This is a genomic window from Peribacillus kribbensis DSM 17871 (assembly GCF_000430765.1).
Taxonomy (GTDB): Bacteria; Bacillota; Bacilli; order Bacillales; family DSM-1321; genus Paraperibacillus; species Paraperibacillus kribbensis.
Genome location: NZ_AUMQ01000042.1, coordinates 1 through 20,325 on the forward strand (window position 1 = coordinate 1; position 20,325 = coordinate 20,325).

The 20,325-nt window shown below is 45.0% G+C and carries 21 protein-coding genes, 2 rRNA genes and 2 other annotated features (1 of these 25 only partly in view); all 23 genes read left to right on the top strand.

The genetic code is table 11. The annotated features are described in order from the left end of the window. Positions 1 to 128: ribosomal RNA gene (locus H539_RS0109250) — 23S ribosomal RNA — on the top strand; the annotation flags it as partial. A 66-nt stretch (positions 129 to 194) separates the two neighbouring features. Continuing rightward, positions 195 to 311: ribosomal RNA gene (gene rrf / locus H539_RS0109255) — 5S ribosomal RNA — on the top strand. Between the two features lie 493 nt (positions 312 to 804). Beyond that, positions 805 to 1,266: a CtsR family transcriptional regulator gene (locus H539_RS0109260; RefSeq protein WP_026693291.1), complete on the top strand. Its 462-nt coding sequence runs from the start codon at positions 805 to 807 to the stop codon at positions 1,264 to 1,266. Between the two features lie 24 nt (positions 1,267 to 1,290). Continuing rightward, the gene (mcsA, locus tag H539_RS0109265; protein WP_026693292.1) at positions 1,291 to 1,845 is read left to right on the top strand and encodes a protein-arginine kinase activator protein McsA; all 555 of its coding nucleotides are present in this window, start codon (positions 1,291 to 1,293) and stop codon (positions 1,843 to 1,845) included. Next, positions 1,842 to 2,933, top strand: a complete 1,092-nt coding sequence (mcsB, locus tag H539_RS0109270) for a protein-arginine kinase McsB (RefSeq protein ID WP_026693293.1) — start codon at positions 1,842 to 1,844, stop codon at positions 2,931 to 2,933. Before mcsA ends, mcsB begins: the two co-directional genes overlap by 4 nt. Continuing rightward, positions 2,930 to 5,365, top strand: coding sequence for an ATP-dependent protease ATP-binding subunit ClpC (gene clpC, locus H539_RS0109275; RefSeq protein WP_026693294.1), 2,436 nt, complete (start codon positions 2,930 to 2,932; stop codon positions 5,363 to 5,365). Before mcsB ends, clpC begins: the two co-directional genes overlap by 4 nt. 272 nt (positions 5,366 to 5,637) lie before the next feature. Beyond that, positions 5,638 to 7,026, top strand: a complete 1,389-nt coding sequence (radA, locus tag H539_RS0109280) for a DNA repair protein RadA (RefSeq protein ID WP_026693295.1) — start codon at positions 5,638 to 5,640, stop codon at positions 7,024 to 7,026. A 2-nt stretch (positions 7,027 to 7,028) separates the two neighbouring features. Beyond that, positions 7,029 to 8,102: a DNA integrity scanning diadenylate cyclase DisA gene (disA, locus tag H539_RS0109285; RefSeq protein ID WP_026693296.1), complete on the top strand. Its 1,074-nt coding sequence runs from the start codon at positions 7,029 to 7,031 to the stop codon at positions 8,100 to 8,102. Between the two features lie 199 nt (positions 8,103 to 8,301). Next, positions 8,302 to 9,384, top strand: coding sequence for a PIN/TRAM domain-containing protein (locus H539_RS0109290; RefSeq protein WP_026693297.1), 1,083 nt, complete (start codon positions 8,302 to 8,304; stop codon positions 9,382 to 9,384). A gap of 26 nt (positions 9,385 to 9,410) precedes the next feature. Next, positions 9,411 to 10,094, top strand: a complete 684-nt coding sequence (gene ispD / locus H539_RS0109295) for a 2-C-methyl-D-erythritol 4-phosphate cytidylyltransferase (RefSeq protein WP_026693298.1) — start codon at positions 9,411 to 9,413, stop codon at positions 10,092 to 10,094. Between the two features lie 36 nt (positions 10,095 to 10,130). Continuing rightward, on the top strand, positions 10,131 to 10,610 hold the full coding sequence (gene ispF, locus H539_RS0109300) for a 2-C-methyl-D-erythritol 2,4-cyclodiphosphate synthase (protein ID WP_026693299.1): 480 nt from the start codon (positions 10,131 to 10,133) through the stop codon (positions 10,608 to 10,610). 23 nt (positions 10,611 to 10,633) lie between these two features. Continuing rightward, positions 10,634 to 12,091, top strand: a complete 1,458-nt coding sequence (gene gltX, locus H539_RS0109305) for a glutamate--tRNA ligase (protein ID WP_026693300.1) — start codon at positions 10,634 to 10,636, stop codon at positions 12,089 to 12,091. Between the two features lie 41 nt (positions 12,092 to 12,132). Further along, positions 12,133 to 12,363: a binding site (T-box leader), on the top strand. Between the two features lie 118 nt (positions 12,364 to 12,481). After that, positions 12,482 to 13,150, top strand: coding sequence for a serine O-acetyltransferase (gene cysE / locus H539_RS0109310; RefSeq protein ID WP_026693301.1), 669 nt, complete (start codon positions 12,482 to 12,484; stop codon positions 13,148 to 13,150). Then, the gene (cysS, locus tag H539_RS0109315) at positions 13,131 to 14,528 is read left to right on the top strand and encodes a cysteine--tRNA ligase (RefSeq protein WP_026693302.1); all 1,398 of its coding nucleotides are present in this window, start codon (positions 13,131 to 13,133) and stop codon (positions 14,526 to 14,528) included. Before cysE ends, cysS begins: the two co-directional genes overlap by 20 nt. 2 nt (positions 14,529 to 14,530) lie before the next feature. Next, complete coding sequence (locus H539_RS0109320) at positions 14,531 to 14,956, top strand: Mini-ribonuclease 3 (RefSeq protein ID WP_026693303.1); 426 nt, start codon at positions 14,531 to 14,533, stop codon at positions 14,954 to 14,956. After that, complete coding sequence (gene rlmB / locus H539_RS0109325; RefSeq protein WP_026693304.1) at positions 14,953 to 15,696, top strand: 23S rRNA (guanosine(2251)-2'-O)-methyltransferase RlmB; 744 nt, start codon at positions 14,953 to 14,955, stop codon at positions 15,694 to 15,696. The genes H539_RS0109320 and rlmB overlap by 4 nt, the downstream gene beginning before the upstream one ends. A gap of 4 nt (positions 15,697 to 15,700) precedes the next feature. Next, on the top strand, positions 15,701 to 16,204 hold the full coding sequence (locus tag H539_RS0109330; RefSeq protein ID WP_026693305.1) for an NYN domain-containing protein: 504 nt from the start codon (positions 15,701 to 15,703) through the stop codon (positions 16,202 to 16,204). 89 nt (positions 16,205 to 16,293) lie between these two features. Continuing rightward, entirely contained in the window at positions 16,294 to 16,923 is a 630-nt protein-coding gene (gene sigH / locus H539_RS0109335; protein ID WP_051348523.1) for an RNA polymerase sporulation sigma factor SigH, read from the top strand. Positions 16,924 to 17,566: 643 nt separating this feature from the next. Continuing rightward, entirely contained in the window at positions 17,567 to 17,716 is a 150-nt protein-coding gene (gene rpmG / locus H539_RS30710) for a 50S ribosomal protein L33 (protein WP_081415832.1), read from the top strand. Positions 17,717 to 17,768: 52 nt separating this feature from the next. Next, entirely contained in the window at positions 17,769 to 17,951 is a 183-nt protein-coding gene (secE, locus tag H539_RS0109345; protein ID WP_026693307.1) for a preprotein translocase subunit SecE, read from the top strand. Between the two features lie 245 nt (positions 17,952 to 18,196). After that, on the top strand, positions 18,197 to 18,730 hold the full coding sequence (gene nusG, locus H539_RS0109350) for a transcription termination/antitermination protein NusG (protein ID WP_026693308.1): 534 nt from the start codon (positions 18,197 to 18,199) through the stop codon (positions 18,728 to 18,730). Between the two features lie 175 nt (positions 18,731 to 18,905). Continuing rightward, on the top strand, positions 18,906 to 19,331 hold the full coding sequence (rplK, locus tag H539_RS0109355) for a 50S ribosomal protein L11 (RefSeq protein ID WP_026693309.1): 426 nt from the start codon (positions 18,906 to 18,908) through the stop codon (positions 19,329 to 19,331). A gap of 113 nt (positions 19,332 to 19,444) precedes the next feature. After that, the gene (gene rplA, locus H539_RS0109360; protein WP_026693310.1) at positions 19,445 to 20,143 is read left to right on the top strand and encodes a 50S ribosomal protein L1; all 699 of its coding nucleotides are present in this window, start codon (positions 19,445 to 19,447) and stop codon (positions 20,141 to 20,143) included. Positions 20,144 to 20,188: 45 nt separating this feature from the next. Beyond that, positions 20,189 to 20,325: a sequence feature (ribosomal protein L10 leader region), on the top strand (it continues 5 nt past the right edge of the window).

The window sequence follows — 20,325 nt, forward strand, 5'->3', positions numbered from 1 at the left end:
TCAAGATGAGATTTCCCATAGCGTCAAGCTAGTAAGATCCCTGAAAGATGATCAGGTAGATAGGTCTGAGGTGGAAGCGTGGTGACACGTGGAGCTGACAGATACTAATCGATCGAGGACTTAACCTAGTTGGTTTATGAAACGTGCAAGCCTTCTGTTATCTAGTTTTGAAGGAACGAAGTTCTTTCATTTTGTCTGGTAGTTATGGCAAAGAAGCCACACCCGTTCCCATCCCGAACACGGAAGTTAAGCTCTTTTGCGCCGATGGTAGTTGGGGGCTCTCCCCCTGTGAGAGTAGGTCGCTGCCAGGCATACCGAGATCAGCTGTTTTCAGCTGGTCTTTTTTTGTGTTTTTATTCTTTTTTAAGTGATTATGGAGGGGACTGAGTTCTACTGGTATCAGAGGTACAACATGTGAATGATGATACTCGATACTACGAGCCTGATTATCTTTGCTAATGATCTTCTCTTTTACAAATAAATCCGTATAAAGCCCCTAACCTCTGAACGGGAAATCCCCCTGTTTTTAATCCTTACCACTTACCAATCCAACCTCACATTCCCCTGGTTTTCCGTTTTTTCATTCATACCTTATCCGCCTGTGACATTTCAATGTTTTTTCATATACTGAAAGGGGTATAAATCTTTTAGATAAAATTAGGCATTTCAACTAATAAATACATAAAACTATGGCTAGAATGTTTTTTATAAAACCTTTATAGAAAAAACATAAAAGTTGAGAAAAAAGGGCAGACTATGTATAATTAAAGTCAAATATAGTCAAAGTCAGATGGAGGGGGTTGTATGAAAAATATTTCGGACATAATTGAGAACTATTTGAAGGAAGTTTTACATTTAAGCGAGAAGGATATCGTGGAAATTAAACGAAGTGAGATAGCAGATCGTTTTCAATGTGTTCCTTCGCAGATCAATTATGTAATCAATACGCGCTTTACGGTAGAGCGCGGATATATTGTAGAGAGCAAGAGAGGCGGAGGCGGGTATATCCGGATAATGAAGGTCCAATTAAAGGATTACGCAGATCTGATCGATCAAATCCTGGCCATTGTAAAAGACCGGGTGACTCAGGCAAACGCTGAACATATTATTGCCAGGCTGGTTGAGGAAGAAATCATGACACTGAGGGAAGCGGAGATCGTACTGAGTGTTCTGGATCGGTCTGTCTTATATATCGAGCTGCCGGAACGTGATGAGTTGAGGGCACGGATGCTTCGGGCAGTGCTTAAGACTTTAATGTATAAATAAGCAGGGATTCAGAGGGGGATGTTTATGATTTGCGAGGAATGTAACGAACGGCCTGCTACCCTTCATTTTACAAAAGTGGTAAATGGGAAGAAATCGGAAGTTCATCTATGTGAGAAATGTGCCCAGGATAAAGGCGAAATGTCCTTGTTTAATGGCGGGGCTGGTTTTACCTTCAATGAGCTCCTGGGCGGCCTTTTAAATGGGGTCCATACGTTTCAGCAGTCAGCTCATCAGCCCATGGTGCGTTCGGATGAGCTGCGGTGCAGCAAATGTCATATGACCTATCAGGATTTTATAGAGATTGGCCGGTTTGGCTGCTCAGAATGCTATGATACTTTTAAAAATCATTTAAATCCTGTTCTCAGGAGACTTCACAGCGGCAATGTTGTCCATACAGGCAAGATCCCTAAAAAGGCTGGCGGCAATATCTCTTTGAAAAAGCGGATCGAGGAATTAAAGCAGGAGCTTAAAGAGCTGATTGAGCAGGAAGAGTTTGAAAGTGCAGCCCGTGTCCGAGATGAAATCCGGGCTCTTGAAAGGGAAATTCATGCAGTTCAAGAGGAGGGCGGAGATGAATGAGTCTTGAACGCTTTTTGCAAAATGCTGTCAGCTCCTGGATGAGTGAGGAAGGGCCTGACTCGGATATTGTTCTTAGTTCCAGGATCAGGCTGGCGCGCAATCTGAAGGATTATAAGTTTCCTATCATATTTTCAAGAGAGGAAGCTCAGGAAATCATTCACTGGGCGGAAAGAAGGCTCAGCAGAAACAGCTATCAGGAAAATGGGCATTTTGAATTCCTGGGAATGGACAGCCTTAAGCCGATCGAGAAGAGGGTACTGGTTGAAAAACACCTAATCAGCCCGAACCTTGCTGAAAGCTCTCCGTATGGTGCTGTCCTGTTATCAGCGAATGAAGAAATCAGTGTAATGATCAATGAAGAGGATCATATCAGAATACAGTGCCTTTATCCAGGATTGCAGCTGGTTGAGGCATTGAAAACAGCAGGCGGCATCGATGATTGGATTGAAGAACAGGGAACCTATGCGTTTGATGAAGAGCGGGGGTACCTGACGAGCTGTCCGACGAATGTGGGAACCGGGCTTCGGGCTTCCGTCATGATGCATCTTCCAGGCCTTGTGCTGACAAGGCAGATTAACCGGATCATTCCTGCCATTAACCAGCTTGGTTTGGTGGTAAGGGGCATTTACGGGGAGGGAAGCGAAGCGCTCGGCAATCTGTTCCAAATCTCCAATCAAATCACTCTTGGGAAGCCAGAAGAAGACATAGTGGCGGATTTGCTCAGCGTGGTAGAGCAAATAATCGAACGTGAAAGAGTGGCGAGGGAAGCATTAGTCAAGACCTCTGACATACAATTAGAAGATAGGGTATTCAGATCTTATGGAATCCTTGCAAACTCGAGGATTATCGAATCTAAGGAAGCAGCAAAGTGCCTATCCGACCTGCGGCTTGGAATAGATCTTGGATATATAAAAGATATTTCTAAAACCATTTTGAATGAATTGATGATACTCACTCAACCCGGATTTCTCCAGCAATATGCAGGAGGACCCCTAAAGGCGGATGAAAGAGATATCCGAAGAGCCGCTTTAATTCGGGAAAGATTGATATTAGAAAAAAAGGATGAGCAAGGAGGAAATGTCCAATGATGTTTGGTCGATTTACTGAGAGGGCCCAAAAAGTTTTAGCGTTAGCACAAGAAGAAGCGATTCGATTAGGCCATAATAATATTGGTACTGAACATATTTTGCTTGGCTTGATTCGCGAAGGAGAGGGCATTGCTGCAAAAGCGCTGTATGCCCTTGGATTAGGTGCAGAAAAAATCCAAAAAGAAGTGGAAAATCTTATTGGCAAGGGGCAGGATACAGCCCAGTCGATCCATTATACCCCAAGGGCCAAAAAGGTTATTGAGCTTTCTATGGATGAAGCGCGCAAGCTCGGTCATTCCTATGTGGGAACAGAGCATGTTCTTCTTGGCTTGATCCGTGAGGGAGAAGGAGTCGCTGCCAGAGTATTGAATAATCTGGGAGTGAGCTTGAACAAAGCAAGACAGCAGGTTCTACAGCTGCTTGGAAGCAATGAAAGCGGAGGCCATCAGAGCAGTTCCTCCAGTGCTGCAAGCACGCCTACTCTTGACAGCCTTGCCCGTGACCTTACAGCCATTGCAAGGGAAGGCACTCTCGATCCTGTGATTGGAAGAAGCAAAGAAATTACACGTGTAATTGAAGTGCTGAGCAGAAGGACCAAGAACAATCCAGTCCTTATTGGGGAGCCTGGTGTTGGTAAAACAGCCATTGCCGAAGGCCTTGCCCAGCAGATTGTGAATAATGAGGTTCCTGAGATTCTCCGTGACAAGCGGGTCATGACTCTCGATATGGGAACAGTCGTGGCAGGAACAAAGTACCGCGGGGAATTTGAAGACCGCCTGAAGAAGGTTATGGATGAAATCCGCCAAGCGGGCAATATCATTCTCTTCATTGATGAGCTTCATACCCTTATTGGGGCAGGAGGAGCAGAGGGCGCGATTGATGCCTCTAACATCCTTAAGCCGTCACTTGCCCGCGGCGAGCTTCAGTGCATTGGGGCTACCACTCTTGATGAATACAGAAAATATATTGAAAAGGATGCAGCCCTGGAGCGGAGATTTCAGCCAATCCAGGTAGATGAACCATCTGCGGATGAATCTATTCAGATCCTTCACGGACTAAGGGATCGTTATGAGGCCCATCATCGTGTATCGATCACAGATGAGGCGATCGAGGCAGCTGTTAAATTGTCAGATCGTTATATCTCTGACCGCTTCCTGCCGGATAAGGCGATAGATTTAATTGATGAGGCGGGTTCAAAGGTAAGGCTTCGTTCCTATACGACACCGCCAAATTTAAAAGAGCTCGAAGTAAAGCTGGATGAAGTCAGAAAAGAGAAGGATGCTGCTGTGCAAAGCCAGGAGTTTGAAAAGGCGGCTTCCTTAAGGGACACTGAGCAGAGAATCCGCGAACAGCTGGAGGAAACAAAGAAAACCTGGAAGGAAAAGCAGGGGAAAGAAAACTCAGAGGTTACGGTGGATGATATTGCCAATGTGGTATCAAGCTGGACCGGAATTCCTGTTACGAAGCTTGCACAGACTGAATCCGATAAGCTGCTTAATATGGAGGAAATTCTCCATTCACGGGTAATTGGACAGGACGAGGCGGTCGTGGCCGTGGCAAAGGCTGTCCGCCGTGCCCGTGCCGGACTGAAGGATCCTAAACGCCCGATTGGTTCCTTCATTTTCCTTGGACCAACTGGTGTGGGGAAAACGGAGCTTGCAAGGGCGCTTGCTGAATCCATCTTTGGTGATGAAGATGCCATGATCAGAATCGATATGTCTGAATATATGGAGAAGCATTCCACTTCCCGCCTGGTAGGATCACCTCCAGGATATGTAGGGTATGAAGAGGGCGGCCAGCTTACAGAAAAGGTCCGCCGCAAGCCCTACTCTGTTGTACTGCTCGATGAAATTGAGAAGGCCCACCCAGATGTATTTAATATCCTGCTGCAGGTGCTGGAGGATGGAAGGCTGACGGATTCAAAGGGCCGTACGGTGGATTTCCGTAATACAATCCTGATTATGACCTCCAATGTCGGAGCTGACACTTTAAAACGGAATAAGTTTGTCGGCTTTAATATCCAGGATGACAAACAGGATTATAAGGATATGAAAGGGAAGGTCATGGAAGAGCTGAAAAAGGCATTCCGTCCTGAATTCCTGAACCGTATCGATGAAATCATTGTGTTCCATGCCCTGGAGAAGCAGCATTTAAAAGAAATTGTGACGCTGATGTCCGATTCTTTGGTGAAGCGCTTGAAGGAGCAGGATATTCATCTTGAACTTTCCGAGGCTGCCAAGGACAAAATTACCCAGGAAGGCTATGACCCTGAATACGGAGCAAGACCTCTCCGCCGGGCCATCCAAAAGCATATTGAAGATCATCTTTCTGAAGAGTTATTAAAAGGCAATGTCGAAAAAGGACAGAATGTCTTGATCGATGTTGAAAATGGTGAGCTTGTCGCACGCCCGGTAGAAAAAGCATCTATTTGAAAATAAGTATGAGCAGGTACACAATCCACCGGATCATGTACCTGCTTTTTTTTGGCTCCGCTGATTGTGCGCCAATTGTCCAAATTTGATAGAAAAATAAAGAAGGATTAAACTTATAGAACGGTTAATATGTTTATAAGCGGAGATAAAAATACATCGAACGCGCTTTACTTAAAGTCTTTCGACATCCCTTAGTATTAAGGGATAATGAAACCAAGCTTAATCTTATGGAATGATCATGAGTTTACTATACAGATGTGAGAGGGACATGTATGGCAAAGAAAAAAACAAAATTTATTTGCGGTTCCTGCGGATATGAGTCAGCCAAATGGATGGGGAAATGCCCAGGCTGCGGGGATTGGAATAAGATGGTTGAAGAAGTGGAAATTGTTAAGCCGGGAAGAAGAGGTGCATTTGCTGCGGCGGAATCTGCGGTTTTTTCCGGCGAAAGGAAGAAGGCAGCCCCTATAACCACCATAGAAACCATCCAGGAGCCGAGAATTTCAACCGATTTAGCCGAATTAAACAGAGTTCTTGGAGGAGGGATTGTCCACGGATCACTCGTGCTGATTGGAGGGGATCCTGGGATAGGAAAGTCAACTCTGCTCCTTCAGGTTTCGTCTCAATTAGCGAATACCGGCAGGAAGATCCTCTATATTTCGGGGGAAGAATCCGTCAAACAGACGAAGCTGCGGGCCGAGCGTCTTGGAGTGACTTCAGAAAATCTTTTTGTATACGCAGAAACGGACATGGATTATATCGGTGAAACCATTAAAGAGGTTGCGCCCGATCTGGTTATCATTGACTCCATTCAGACAGTATACCAGGGAGATATTACCTCAGCGCCTGGAAGTGTTTCACAGGTAAGGGAATGCACCGCGCAATTAATGAGGATTGCAAAAAGCAATGGAATCGCCATTTTTATCGTCGGTCATGTGACCAAGGAAGGATCCATCGCGGGACCCCGGCTGCTGGAACATATGGTGGACACGGTCCTGTATTTTGAAGGAGAGCGGCACCATACCTACCGCATTGTCCGGGCGGTTAAAAACCGCTTCGGCTCAACCAATGAGATGGGAATCTTTGAGATGAAAGAAAGCGGCCTCGAGGAGGTTTCTAATCCTTCGGAAATTTTCTTGGAAGAACGTTCAGGAGGTGCATCTGGATCCACAGTAGTGGCTTCCATGGAAGGAACCCGTCCAGTACTGGTGGAAATCCAAGCCCTGATCTCCCCCACAAGCTTTGGAACTCCAAGAAGGATGTCAACCGGGACGGATCATAACCGTGTATCGCTTTTAATGGCGGTTTTGGAAAAGAGAGTAGGAATGCTCCTGCAGAACCAGGATGCCTATGTGAAAATCGCAGGGGGAATCAAATTAGATGAGCCGGCAATTGATCTGGCCATCGCTGTCAGCATTGCTTCAAGCTTCAGGGATAAGCCCACCAGGCAGACCGACTGTTTAATAGGAGAAGTGGGGCTGACAGGTGAGGTCAGAAGGGTGTCAAGAATTGAACAGCGTGTCCAGGAGGCGGCAAAGCTTGGCTTTGAAAGAGTCATCCTGCCTGCCAATAATCTTGGCGGATGGAGTGTTCCGAAGGGGATTGAGCTTGTAGGAGTGTCGACCGTAGCCGAAGCGCTCCAATATGCGTTAGGAGGATAAGTATGACTGAAAAAAAGCTCCTTGATAAGACCAGGGCGGAGATCCTGAGGATGGTTGCCCCTGGGACCCCGCTCCGGGATGGGATAGACAATGTATTGAGGGCCAATACCGGAGGGTTGATTGTAGTGGGGTACAACGAAAAAGTGCGCAGCATTGTGGATGGCGGCTTTCATATTGACTGTCCTTTTTCTTCCAGCTACCTGTATGAGCTTGCTAAAATGGATGGAGCCATTATCTTGAATGAAAAGGCGGACCGCATTCTTTTAGCCAATGCACAGCTTGCTCCCGACTCTGGTATCTCCTCGAGTGAAACAGGCATGAGGCATAGGACTGCGGAAAGAGTGGCTAAGGAAACCAGGGCTCTGGTGATTGCGATTTCCCAGAGGCGGAATGTCATTACCCTGTATCAGGGCGGCTTCCGCTATGCCTTAAAGGATATGGCTGTCATTCTAACAAAATCCAACCAGGCCATACAGACCTTAGAAAAATATAAAGCGGTATTAAGGCAGAGCATCAATCATCTGGGCCTCTTGGAATTTGAGGAGGCAGTTACCTACGGAGACGTTCTGCAGGTGCTTCACCGCTTCATCATGGTGCTGCGCATAAAAAGCGAGCTCCTGGCTTATTTAAATGAGCTGGGCATAGAGGGAAGGCTGATCAGGCTCCAAATGAACGAGCTGCTGACTGATCTGGAGCATGAAGGATATTTGATCATCCAGGATTATATCTCTGACAGGGAGGGCCATCCAAAAGAGGTATTGTACCGGCTGCAGGACTTTTCCAAGCTTGAAATTGTGGAGGATGGCATGATCATGAAGCTCCTCGGCTATATCGGCTATACTCCTATTGAGGAAAGCATTTACCCACGCGGATACAGGATGCTGCATAAGATTCCGAGGCTTCCGCTTTTAATCATTGAAAATCTGGTTAATCAATTTAACTCCCTTGCCAATATCCTGGATGCTTCCGTCGAAGATCTGGATGAAGTAGAAGGCATTGGCGAGGTAAGGGCCAAAAAAATTAAAGAAGGCTTGAAGTCTATTAAAGACCAGCATTTGACAGAAAGAAAAATCTAGTTTGTCTAAAGAGTGAATCTATGTTAAAATTATAGCTTTTAATTATTTGACACAGGAAATATAGGGTGCTAACCTAAGAATTATGGACAATGGCTGCCGGCTTTTGGGGCCCTGAATTTCAATAAATAGCCACATAAAAATCCAAAATACAGGTTTTGTTTTTTTATATTTGATTATAATGAGTAAGGGAGGTGAAGGGATGTTAAAACGCATAGTGCAGGCTTGCTTTCTGATTACGGGTGGAACTTTGGGGATATTCCTGATTCCAGAATTAATGTCAGCTCTGAATGCTTCACACATGACATTTATTAACAACGCTTATATTACTGCAATCATAGGTGCACTTATTTTTTATTTACTAACTTTTAAGGCGATCGATCATGTTGTAAACTTTATAAAATGGTTTGAAGAGACACTGGTCAAGGCACCCATCACGGATATTATTTTTGGAAGCCTTGGCCTGTTGGTAGGACTTTTGCTCGCATTTTTAATAGGCTTTGCTTTAAACGCCATAGAAGTACCCATCATCAATACAGTGGCGCCAATTCTGCTGACCCTTCTATTTGGGTATCTGGGCTTTCAGGTCGGCTTTAAAAAACGTGATGAACTGTCGGGCTTATTTAAAGCCAGCAAGAAAAAAGGCGGGGACTCCGATGAAGAATCTGCTCCAGCAGGACAGCTGAAAATCTTGGATACGAGTGTCATTATCGACGGAAGGATTGCGGATATCTGCCAGACGGGATTCCTTCAGGGGACGATCGTGATTCCGCAGTTTGTTCTGGAAGAACTGCAGCATATAGCAGATTCATCTGATGCACTAAAGCGAAACCGCGGGCGCAGGGGATTGGATATCTTAAATAGGATCCAAAAGGAACTGGCCGTTAATGTGGAAATCTATGAGGGCGATTTTGAAGAGATCCAGGAGGTAGACAGCAAGCTGGTCAAATTGGCCAAGCTTACCAGCGGAGCAGTCGTGACGAATGATTTTAACCTGAACAAGGTCTGCGAGCTTCAAAAGGTTGCTGTCTTGAATATAAATGATCTAGCCAATGCAGTTAAGCCAGTTGTCCTTCCTGGAGAAGAGATGAACATCCAAGTCATTAAGGACGGGAAAGAACAGAACCAGGGAGTGGCCTACCTGGATGACGGCACGATGATTGTAGTGGAAGAAGGACGCAATTATATCGGCAAGAGAATCGATGTTATGGTTACAAGTGTACTTCAGACTTCAGCAGGCAGAATGATTTTTGCCAAGCCAAAAATGCTTGAAAAGGCATTGTAGGCACAATCGACAGGAGAATGTTTTTTATGTTTTATGAGGTGATTATACCTGCAGCAGGAAAGGGATCGAGAATGGGAGCTGGAAGGAACAAACTGTTTCTTGAGCTCTCCAATATCCCGCTTATTGTTTATACTCTTAGAGTGTTTGAGCAGGACCCTTCCTGCCAGAGAATTATACTGCCGATTAATCCTAATGATTCCAATCATTTTAAGAGCATCATTAAGCAGTACGGCTTCCGTAAAGAGATTAAATTCGTAACTGGCGGGAGCGAGCGCCAGGAAAGTGTATATAACGGAGTGCAGCATCTGTCATCAGAGGATGGGTTAGTCCTGGTGCATGACGGAGCCCGGCCCTTCATTGACAGGCCGCTTATTCGCAGGCTGGCGGAGACGGCGGCTGCTGAAGGCGGCGCCATTGCTGCTGTTCCCGTTAAGGATACGATCAAGAAGGTAAAGGACAGATCGGTTGTTGAAACTGTAGAACGCTCCAGCTTGTGGGCTGTGCAAACCCCACAAGCTTTTCGCATTTCTTTATTAAAGGAGGCCCATGCCCGGGCAAAGGCCAGCCATTTTCTCGGGACCGATGAGGCCAGCCTTGTGGAAGAGATGGGCGGCAGTGTATCGGTCATTAAAGGGGATTATGATAATATAAAAATCACGACCCCCGAAGATCTGTTTTTTGCCGAGGCTATTTTACTGAAACACAAATAAACCGTCTACTAAATTTTTTATCAAAGGAGTATGTGTATGTTTCGAGTGGGACAAGGATTTGATGTCCACCAGTTAGCGGAAGGACGTCCTTTAATAATCGGTGGTATCACCATCCCTTATGAGAGAGGGCTCTTGGGGCATTCTGATGCAGATGTTCTGCTCCATACAATCGCCGATGCGTGTCTGGGGGCCATTGGCGAAGGAGATATAGGCAGACACTTTCCGGATACGTCAGAAGACTTTAAGGACATGGACTCTGCCCTTCTTTTAAAACAGGTTTTTGACATGGTCAAGGATAAAGGATATTCTCTTGGAAATCTAGATTGTACCATCATTGCTCAAAAGCCTAAAATGGCATCTTACATACCAGCAATGAGGACGAGGATTGCAGAGCTTTTAGAATGCGGGGAAGAGCAGATCAATGTGAAAGCGACAACCACAGAAAAGCTCGGATTTACAGGCCGCGGCGAAGGAATCGCCTCACAGGCTGCCGTATTGCTCATAAAAACCATTTAAATCAGCAAGCAGGAGGAAGAAACATGAATAGCGATATCAGGGTGCGCTATGCACCAAGTCCAACAGGAAATCTGCATATTGGGAATGCCCGGACAGCATTATTCAATTATTTATTTGCCAGAAACAAGGGCGGTAAATTTATTATCCGTATTGAGGATACAGACAAGAAAAGAAATATTGAAGGCGGAGAGGAAAGCCAGCTGAAGTACTTGAAGTGGCTTGGCATGGACTGGGATGAGAGTGTAGATAAGGAAGGGCAGTATGGCCCATACCGCCAGTCCGAGAGAAATGATATATACAAGGAATACTATACAGACCTTCTTGATCGTGGCCTTGCTTATAAATGTTATTGCACAGAGGAAGAGCTGGCTGAAGAGCGCGAGGCCCAAATGGCGCGTAATGAAACTCCTGTATATTCCGGTAAATGCCGCCATCTTACTCCTGAAGAAAGAGCATCCCTTGAAGCGGAAGGACGCGAGCCAAGCATCCGCTTTGCCGTACCAGCAGGAACAGTATACTCTTTCAATGACATGGTAAAGGGAGAGGTTTCCTTTGAATCTGAAGGAATGAGCGACCAGGTCATTGTAAAGAAGGATGGAACCCCGACCTATAACTTTGCCGTTACCATTGATGATTATTTAATGAAGATTTCGCATGTGCTTCGAGGAGATGATCATATCTCCAATACGCCTAAACAGCTGATGATTTATGAAGCGTTCGGATGGAAGCCGCCAGTTTTTGGCCATATGACCCTAATTGTCAATGAAAGCCGTAAGAAGCTGAGCAAACGGGATGAAACGATCATTCAATTTATTGAACAGTATGAGGAGCTGGGCTATCTGCCGGAAGCACTCTTTAACTTTATTGCCCTTCTGGGGTGGTCCCCCGCAGGAGAAGAGGAAATTTTATCCAAGGAAGAATTTATTCAAACGTTTGATGAAAGTCGTCTTTCCAAATCACCAGCCTTTTTCGATAAGCAGAAGCTGTTATGGCTGAACAACCAATATATGAAAAAGCTTGATATCCATGAGGCTGTGGAACTTTGTCTCCCTCACTTGGTCAAGGCGGGCCGCCTGCCGGAGAACCTGACGGAAGAAGAAAAACAATGGGTTCATGAATTGGTAGGACTGCTATTGGAAAAGATGAGTTATGGTGCAGAGATTGTAGAGCTTTCTGATCTATTCTTCAATGACAGGGTAGAGCCTGACGAAGAAGGAGCAGAAGTGCTTGCTGAAGAACAGGTTCCGGAGGTGCTTGCTGCATTCCTTGAGGAAGCCCAGAATCTTGAGACTTTTAAAGCGGATGAAATCAAGGCTGCCATGAAGACTGTTCAAAAAAGCACAGGCCATAAAGGCAAGAAGCTGTTTATGCCGATTCGTGCTGCTGTCACAGGCCAGGTTCATGGACCGGATCTTCCGAAGACCATTGAGTTATTAGGGAAAGATAAAATAATACAGCGTTTGAAGCAAATTTTAAATTAACATTTTGCAAATAGTGTAATATAGTAGTAATAACTTTATATGTGAATGCGTTGACAGGGATAAGTAGAAGACAGGAAGCTTACAAGAGAGAACCATCATCGGCTGGAAGTGGTTTAAGCCTCTCCTATTTCGAAATGCCCCCTGGAGTCCTCGGCAGAAAAGCGGAAGCTTAGTATGCGGAGGCGGTATACCTGCCGTTAAAAGGTTTGAGCCGGAAAGGCGTTTTTGCCTTTCAATCAGAGTGGAACCGCGCTAAAACAAGCGTCTCTGTCTATTTAGACAGAGGCGTTTTTTTTATAGTATTATGAGCATCTTAGAGAGTCAGTTTTCCATACTATCCGAATTAAAATCAAGCAGACAGCCATGCGAATATCAGGGAGGTGGCGGAACATGTTTAAGACTTTAAAAGAAGACATTGAAGTAGTTTTTGATCAGGATCCTGCAGCACGCAGCTATTTGGAAGTGATTCTAACCTATTCCGGCTTGCATGCCATTTGGTGGCATCGAGCAGCTCATAAATTTTATAAACGGAAGTGGTTTTTTGCAGCGAGGGCCATATCCCAAATCAGCCGCTTCTTTACCGGGATTGAAATTCATCCAGGAGCGAAAATCGGCCGCCGGTTCTTTATTGACCATGGGATGGGCGTTGTTATAGGGGAAACCTGTGAAATAGGCGATAACGTAACGATCTTCCAGGGTGTGACCCTGGGGGGGACGGGAAAGGAAAAGGGCAAGCGCCATCCTACCATCCACGATAATGTGCTCATCTCGACTGGAGCCAAGGTTTTAGGGTCCATTGTCATCGGAGAAAACTCTAAGGTGGGCGGCGGTTCGGTTGTCCTGCGGGATGTTCCGCCGAATTCAACGGTAGTGGGGATACCGGGAAAAGTGGTTGTCCAAAATGGCGTCAGGGTAAAAAAAGATTTAAACCACTGCGATCTTCCGGATCCTGTCAATGATCGACTCCGCACGCTCGAAAGGGAAGTGGAGTTTCTAAAAGAAGAACTAGAGAAATCAAGGATTGAAAGGAGTCTCCCTCGTGAGCATTCAAATTTATAATACTCTTTCCAGGAAAAAAGAGGAATTTATCCCATTAGAAAAAGGAACGGTAAAGATGTATGTGTGCGGACCTACGGTATATAACTATATCCACATCGGCAATGCCAGACCGGCAATTGTATTCGACACGGTCCGCCGTTATCTAGAATATAGAGATTATGATGTACAGTTTGTATCCAACTTTACAGATGTGGATGACAAATTAATCAAGGCAGCCAATGAGCTCGGAGGGAGTGTTCCGGCTATAGCCGACCGCTTCATAGAAGCTTATTTTGAAGATGTTACCGCACTGGGCTGCAAGAGGGCAGATGTCCATCCGCGGGTTATGGAAAATATGGATATCATCATTGACTTTATAAAAGCCTTGATCCAAAAAGGGTTTGCCTATGAGTCAGGGGGGGATGTATATTACAGAACCCGGAAATTTGATACCTATGGGAAGCTGTCTCATCAATCGATTGATGAATTGCGTCTTGGAGCAAGGATAGAAGTAGGAGAGAAAAAACAGGATGCTCTTGATTTTGCTTTATGGAAAGCCGCAAAAGAAGGAGAAATCAGCTGGGACAGCCCATGGGGCAAAGGCCGTCCTGGATGGCATATTGAATGCTCTGCCATGGCCAAGAAGTATCTGGGTGATTCCATTGATATCCACGCAGGCGGGCAGGATCTTGCATTCCCTCATCACGAAAATGAAATCGCCCAATCGGAAGCTCTAAGCGGCAAGGAATTCGCTAAGTATTGGATGCATAATGGGTATATTAATATTGATAACGAAAAGATGTCAAAATCACTTGGAAACTTTATTACGGTGCACGATATTATTAAAAGGCATGATCCGAACCTAATCCGTTTCTTTATGCTTTCTGTCCATTACCGCCATCCAATCAACTACAGTGAGGAGCTGCTTGAGAAACTTTCGGCAGGTTTGAACCGGATCAACACTTCATACCAGAATTTAAAGCACCGCAAGGGATCCAGCACAGGATTAACCGAAACAAGCTCCGAGTGGCTGAAGAAGATCGAGTCAATCCGGAGACAGTTTGAGAAAGAAATGGATGATGATTTTAATACCGCAAATGCCATTTCGATCTTGTTTGAATTGTCAAAACAGGCTAATTACTACCTTCTCGAAAGCAATACAGATACGGTGGTCATTGATGCGTTCATTAAAGAATTCGAGGAGCTATTCGCCATTTTAGGCCTTGTCCTTGGTGAACAGGAACTCTTGGATGAAGAAATAGAGGCATTGATCGAGCAGCGGATCCAGGCAAGAAAAGACCGTAATTTTGCCTTGTCAGACCAAATCAGAGACCAATTAAAGGAAATGAACATTATCCTTGAAGATACAGCGCAAGGAACCAGGTGGAAACGGGGATAAGCATGCTAGAGTATGATAAAGATTTAAATCCAAACTTACTGAACAGCTTAGCACTCGCATATATGGGGGATGCCGTATTTGAAAGCTATGTACGGCATCATCTGCTCCTCAAAGGAGGAATCAGACCTCATCAGCTGCACAGGGAATCGACCCATTTCGTCTCGGCGAAAGCTCAAAGCAGAATCATCCATCATTTCATGGAGGATGGGGCTTTGTCAGAGGAGGAAACAGCTGTTGTCAAAAGGGGTAGAAATGCCAAGTCAGGCACGGTGCCGAAAAATACGGATGTCCAAACCTATAGGTACAGCACTGCTTTTGAAGCGCTTATCGGCCACTTATTCTTAAGCGGGGAAAAAGCAAGAATGGAAGAGCTGATTGGACAGGCTATTTTATACATCGAAGCCGAGAAAGGAGGAACAGGCAAATGAACGAAGAATATATTATCGGCCGAAATCCGGTGCAGGAAGCCTTAAGAGCCAATCGGGAAATTAATAAGATCTGGATTGCTGAGGGATCACAAAAGGGCTCTATGCAGCCTATTATCGGCATGGCTAAAGAAGCAAATATCATGATTCAATTTGTACCTCGCAAGAAAATCGATCAAATGTCCGAAGGAAACCATCAGGGCGTGATTGCACAGGCTGCTGCGTATGATTACGCGGACCTTGAGGATTTGTTCAAGAAAGCGGAAGAGAGAAATGAGGATCCGTTCTTTTTGATATTGGATGAAATTGAGGATCCACATAATTTAGGATCTATTATGAGAACGGCTGACTGCTCAGGAGCACACGGCATCATCATTCCGAAGCGCAGGGCGGTGGGGCTGACATCCACAGTGGCGAAGGCGTCCACCGGGGCTATTGAACATATACCGGTAGCGCGTGTGACTAATCTGGCACAGACTATTGATGAATTGAAAAGCCGCGGTGTATGGGTCGCTGGCACAGATGCAAAAGGCAGCCAGGATTATCGCAGGATTGACGGTGCTATGCCGCTGGCGGTGGTCATTGGAAGTGAAGGAAAGGGGATGGGCCGGCTTATCAAGGAAAAGTGCGACTTCCTGTTCCATCTGCCAATGGCTGGGAAGGTGACTTCTCTTAATGCATCCGTTGCAGCCGGATTATTGATGTACGAGGTATACCGCAAGCGGCATCCCCTGGGAGAATGAGGATATGGACGTTCTCCTGGTTGATGGCTACAACATGATCGGGGCATGGCCGGAACTTAGGGTGCTCCGGAATCGTGATCTTTCTGCTGCAAGAGACAGTCTAGTCCAACGGATGGCTGAATATCAGGCTTACAGCGGGTATCGGGTTATCGTCGTATTTGACGCGCATTATGTGCATGGAACAGAAAAAAAGTATCAAAATTATAAAGTGGAAGTCATTTTTACCAAGGAAAACGAGTCGGCGGATGAGCGGATCGAGAAGCTCGCCATAGAATTAAATAACATCAAGACCCAGGTGCATGTTGCGACCTCTGATGCCACTGAGCAATGGGCCATTTTCGGACAGGGCGCACTCCGGATATCCGCCAGGGAGCTGTATAATGAAATCCAGCATATTGACAAAGAGATTGAAAAAAAGGTAGCAGAGGAAAAAAAACCTTCCTCTAAAATTGCACTCAGCAGTGAAGTGGCAGAAATTTTCGAAAAATGGCGCAGGGGGAGTTTTTGAGTTATTGACGTCCAAAAATTTCCTCCTGTATAATATCCTTATCTACGTGTTCGGCTGGAGGGATATATGTGATTGCGGGAAAAGAAGCCATGCATAGTGAACAGTACGGACTGCTTGATGATGAACTATTGGTGGAACTTGTTCATAACGGAGAAAGCGAGGCCCTGGAGTACCTGATTGTAAAATACAGGAACTTCGTCCGTGCCAAAGCAAGGACCTATTTTTTGATTGGCGGGGATAAAGAAGATCTTGTCCAGGAAGGGCTGATTGGCCTTTTCAAAGCCATCCGGGATTTTAAGGAAGATAAACAATCCTCTTTCAAAGCATTCGCAGAGCTCTGTATTACAAGGCAGATTATCACTGCAATTAAAACGGCCACGAGGCAGAAACACATTCCCCTGAATTCATATGTTTCCCTGGATAAACCTATTTATGAAGAGGACTCCGATCGGACCCTTCTGGATGTACTGGCCGGAGCCAAAGCGTTTGATCCTGAAGAACTGATTATCAGCCGGGAAGAATATGATGATATCGAACTTAAGATGGACGAGCTCCTCAGCGATCTTGAAAGACGTGTCCTGTCCCTATATCTTGACGGACAGTCCTACCAGGAAATCTCAGAGGGGCTGAACCGCCATGTCAAATCCATCGACAATGCTTTGCAGCGCGTGAAGAAAAAGCTCGAGCGCTATCTGGAGCTGAGAGAAGTCGAATTATAAATCCCTTCGTGTATAAGCAGGCCTGTCTATGGCCTGCTTTTTTTATGCCTGGAAGAACGGTACTTGCAGGCCAAGATGAGGGCAGACGCAATTAAAGGCAGAAAATACGCAATAAAATTAGAAAATGATGCAATTAATCCTGAAAAGGCGAAATAAGGTAAATAACGCCGCAATTAAGATAAAGCTGTTCACAGTGCGGAGCGAATAACCAGATACATCCGGCTGAGCGAGCCGCTTCCGCTATAAGAAGAAAAAAGAGGCATTGTCTCTGGAAGCAGTCGGCATCCAGCTCCAGCGGCTAACCCCTCGAGTCATAAGTCAATCTGTCCGAGAGAAGGAAGGGCACCTTCTCCCGGCCTGCCCGCCTTATGCTTGTCGGGGTTGAGCAAGCCGCTTCCGCTATATGAAGAAAAAAAGAGGTATTGTCTCTGGAAGCAGTCAGCATCCAGCTCCAGCGGCTAACCCCTCGAGTCATAAGGCGATCAGTCCAAGAGAAGGAAGAGCACCTTCTCCCGGCCTGCCCGCCTTATGCTTGTCGGGGCTGAGCGAGCCGCTTCCGCTTTTGGGGGTATTGACATAAAAAGGCAGGCGTGATACAGTTTTGAGGTATATCATTAGAGTGTATAATTAAAGGGTGTTTTCATTGAGAAAAAAAGTAGTGTTATCCTGTACAGAATGCGGGTCCAGAAATTATTCTACGGAGAGTAATAAAGCGGCCTCATCTGAACGGTTAGAGATTAATAAATTTTGCAGTACCTGCAATAAGCATACTCTTCACAAAGAGACAAAGTAATAGTTCTACAGACATAGAAACCAGTCATTTTACCCGGGGTGGAGGTTACATGATGCAGCGCATATCCGAGTTTTTCCGCGGCGTAGGCCGTGAAATGAAAAAAGTCAGCTGGCCAAACCGTAAAGAGCTTACTTCTTACACGGTCACAGTTTTATCAACCATCATTTTTATGGCCCTGTTTTTTGCTGTTGTGGATTTGGGGATTTCGAAGTTAATTCGGCTAATACTTGAATAAATAATTGTGAATCATGGTATAATGGTGTTTATATTAATAGTTTTTTGACGAAAAGCCCGGAAACGGGTTTTTTAATTTGGCTTTTTTTAAACTCGTCAGCTGAAATGCCTTATTTTATCCTACATGTTTTCCTCTGGATGTTTTTGGTTCGATAAAGCATGCTGCAGTGAAGCCGGCAGGATGGCGCTGCCTGTATAAAGCTATAATTTCCTTATAGGGAGGGAAGGACTTTAAAGTCCTAACAAATGGAAAAGAATTGGTATGTAGTTCACACTTACTCTGGCTATGAGAATAAGGTTAAGGCCAATCTGGAGAAGCGTGTAGAAACAATGGCCATGCAGGATAAGATATTCCGCGTGGTTGTTCCTGAAGAAGAAGAAACAAGCATTAAAGACGGAAAAAAGAAAACCGTCAAGAAAAAGGTTTTCCCTGGATATGTCCTGGTTGAGATCATCATGACGGATGACTCCTGGTATGTGGTACGCAATACACCGGGTGTAACAGGCTTTGTTGGTTCAGCAGGTTCAGGTTCGAAACCGACTCCGCTTCTTCCTGACGAAGTGGTAAACATACTCAAGCATATGGGCATGGATGAGAAGCGAATCGATGTTGATTTCACAATTGGGGAAAAAGTTCAGGTGAAAGAAGGTCCTTTCGCTACATTTGTCGGTTCGATTGAAGAGATCGATAAGGATAAGTCTAAGCTTAAGGTATTGGTAAATATGTTCGGCCGCGATACTCCGGTAGAACTGGATTTTGGACAGGTGGAAAAAATATAACATAAAATAAACTTGAAATAAGTTTAAAAAAGTGGTAATATTTCAAGGGTCAGTATGTCTCCGAACAGAGACATAAACTATTCGACAATTCTTTATTTTAAATATAAAGAATCCAGATGAGTGGGAGGGTTTTTGACCCATATACCACATCACGGACGATAAGGAGGTGTGTCTCGTGGCTAAAAAAGTAATTAAACTAGTAAAGCTGCAAATTCCTGCAGGTAAAGCTAATCCAGCACCACCAGTTGGTCCTGCTCTAGGTCAAGCCGGTGTTAACATCATGGGTTTCTGTAAAGAGTTCAACGCTCGTACAGCAGATCAAGCTGGTCTGATTATCCCAGTTGAAATCACGGTATTTGAAGACCGTTCATTTACATTTATTACGAAAACTCCGCCCGCTGCCGTTCTTCTTAAAAAAGCAGCTGGTCTTGAGTCTGGTTCGGGTGAACCTAATCGTAAAAAAGTTGCTACAGTCAAGCGTGATACAGTACGTGAGATTGCTGAAACTAAAATGCCAGACCTGAACGCCGCTAGCGTTGAATCCGCTATGCGCATGGTTGAAGGTACTGCTCGAAGCATGGGTATCGTCATCGAAGACTAATCCATGTAAATTGCTAGGTGTTTTTTGGGGGTTGCGGTGTTGTTTAAAATACTCGCAACCTTTGTTCGTGGGAGGTTATTCCGCTAAAACCACAATATAGGAGGACAATTAAAATGGCTAAAAAAGGCAAGAAGTATCTAGAAGCTGTCAAGCTTGTAGATCGCACTAAAGCTTATTCTGTAGCAGAGGCTATTGAGCTAGTTAAGAAAACAAACACTGCTAAATTTGATGCAACTGTTGAAGTGGCATTCCGTTTAGGAGTAGACCCTAAGAAAGCTGATCAGCAAATCCGTGGCGCAGTTGTTCTTCCGAACGGAACTGGTAAAACTCAGCGTGTTCTAGTATTCGCTAAAGGCGAAAAGGCAAAAGAAGCAGAAGCTGCCGGTGCTGACTTTGTCGGCGATGCAGACTTCATCAACAAAATCCAGCAGGGCTGGTTTGATTTTGACGTGATCGTTGCTACACCAGACATGATGGGTGAAGTTGGTAAGCTTGGACGTGTATTAGGACCTAAAGGCTTAATGCCAAACCCTAAGACTGGTACTGTTACGTTTGACGTTGACCGTGCAGTTAAAGAAATCAAAGCTGGTAAAGTTGAGTACCGTGTTGACAGACAAAGCAACATCCACGTACCAATCGGCAAAGTTTCTTTCGAAGATGAGAAGTTAATCGAAAACTTTAACACAATCTTCGACACAATGATGAAAGTTAAGCCTGCTGCTGCAAAAGGCACTTACATGAAGAACGTTTCTGTTACTTCTACAATGGGCCCTGGCGTTAAGGTTGATGCTTCATCTGCTGTAACAAAATAATTTGTTGACATTACAAGAAATATGTTATATGATATTTCTTGTTGAAAATAGAATACATTTGTACCGTAGACAGCAGGTGCTGTTACCAGCTTAATGTCCTGCCGAGGTAATTTCGATATAAAGTCTCTGACTATACGAATTTACTGCCTCCGTGTCTGCAAGATATGGAGGCTTTTTCATGG

Bases quoted from the DNA above. Each gene is read 5' to 3' on its own strand.
- H539_RS0109260 (WP_026693291.1), top strand. From the start codon at position 805: ATGAAAAATATTTCGGACATAATTGAGAACTATTTGAAGGAAGTTTTA.
- mcsA (WP_026693292.1), top strand. From the start codon at position 1,291: ATGATTTGCGAGGAATGTAACGAACGGCCTGCTACCCTTCATTTTACA.
- clpC (WP_026693294.1), top strand. From the start codon at position 2,930: ATGATGTTTGGTCGATTTACTGAGAGGGCCCAAAAAGTTTTAGCGTTA.
- radA (WP_026693295.1), top strand. From the start codon at position 5,638: ATGGCAAAGAAAAAAACAAAATTTATTTGCGGTTCCTGCGGATATGAG.
- mcsB (WP_026693293.1), top strand. From the start codon at position 1,842: ATGAGTCTTGAACGCTTTTTGCAAAATGCTGTCAGCTCCTGGATGAGT.
- rplA (WP_026693310.1), top strand. From the start codon at position 19,445: ATGGCTAAAAAAGGCAAGAAGTATCTAGAAGCTGTCAAGCTTGTAGAT.
- H539_RS0109290 (WP_026693297.1), top strand. From the start codon at position 8,302: ATGTTAAAACGCATAGTGCAGGCTTGCTTTCTGATTACGGGTGGAACT.
- ispD (WP_026693298.1), top strand. From the start codon at position 9,411: ATGTTTTATGAGGTGATTATACCTGCAGCAGGAAAGGGATCGAGAATG.
- rlmB (WP_026693304.1), top strand. From the start codon at position 14,953: ATGAACGAAGAATATATTATCGGCCGAAATCCGGTGCAGGAAGCCTTA.
- H539_RS0109330 (WP_026693305.1), top strand. From the start codon at position 15,701: ATGGACGTTCTCCTGGTTGATGGCTACAACATGATCGGGGCATGGCCG.
- H539_RS0109320 (WP_026693303.1), top strand. From the start codon at position 14,531: ATGCTAGAGTATGATAAAGATTTAAATCCAAACTTACTGAACAGCTTA.
- disA (WP_026693296.1), top strand. From the start codon at position 7,029: ATGACTGAAAAAAAGCTCCTTGATAAGACCAGGGCGGAGATCCTGAGG.
- secE (WP_026693307.1), top strand. From the start codon at position 17,769: ATGCAGCGCATATCCGAGTTTTTCCGCGGCGTAGGCCGTGAAATGAAA.
- nusG (WP_026693308.1), top strand. From the start codon at position 18,197: ATGGAAAAGAATTGGTATGTAGTTCACACTTACTCTGGCTATGAGAAT.
- ispF (WP_026693299.1), top strand. From the start codon at position 10,131: ATGTTTCGAGTGGGACAAGGATTTGATGTCCACCAGTTAGCGGAAGGA.
- gltX (WP_026693300.1), top strand. From the start codon at position 10,634: ATGAATAGCGATATCAGGGTGCGCTATGCACCAAGTCCAACAGGAAAT.
- cysE (WP_026693301.1), top strand. From the start codon at position 12,482: ATGTTTAAGACTTTAAAAGAAGACATTGAAGTAGTTTTTGATCAGGAT.
- sigH (WP_051348523.1), top strand. From the start codon at position 16,294: ATGCATAGTGAACAGTACGGACTGCTTGATGATGAACTATTGGTGGAA.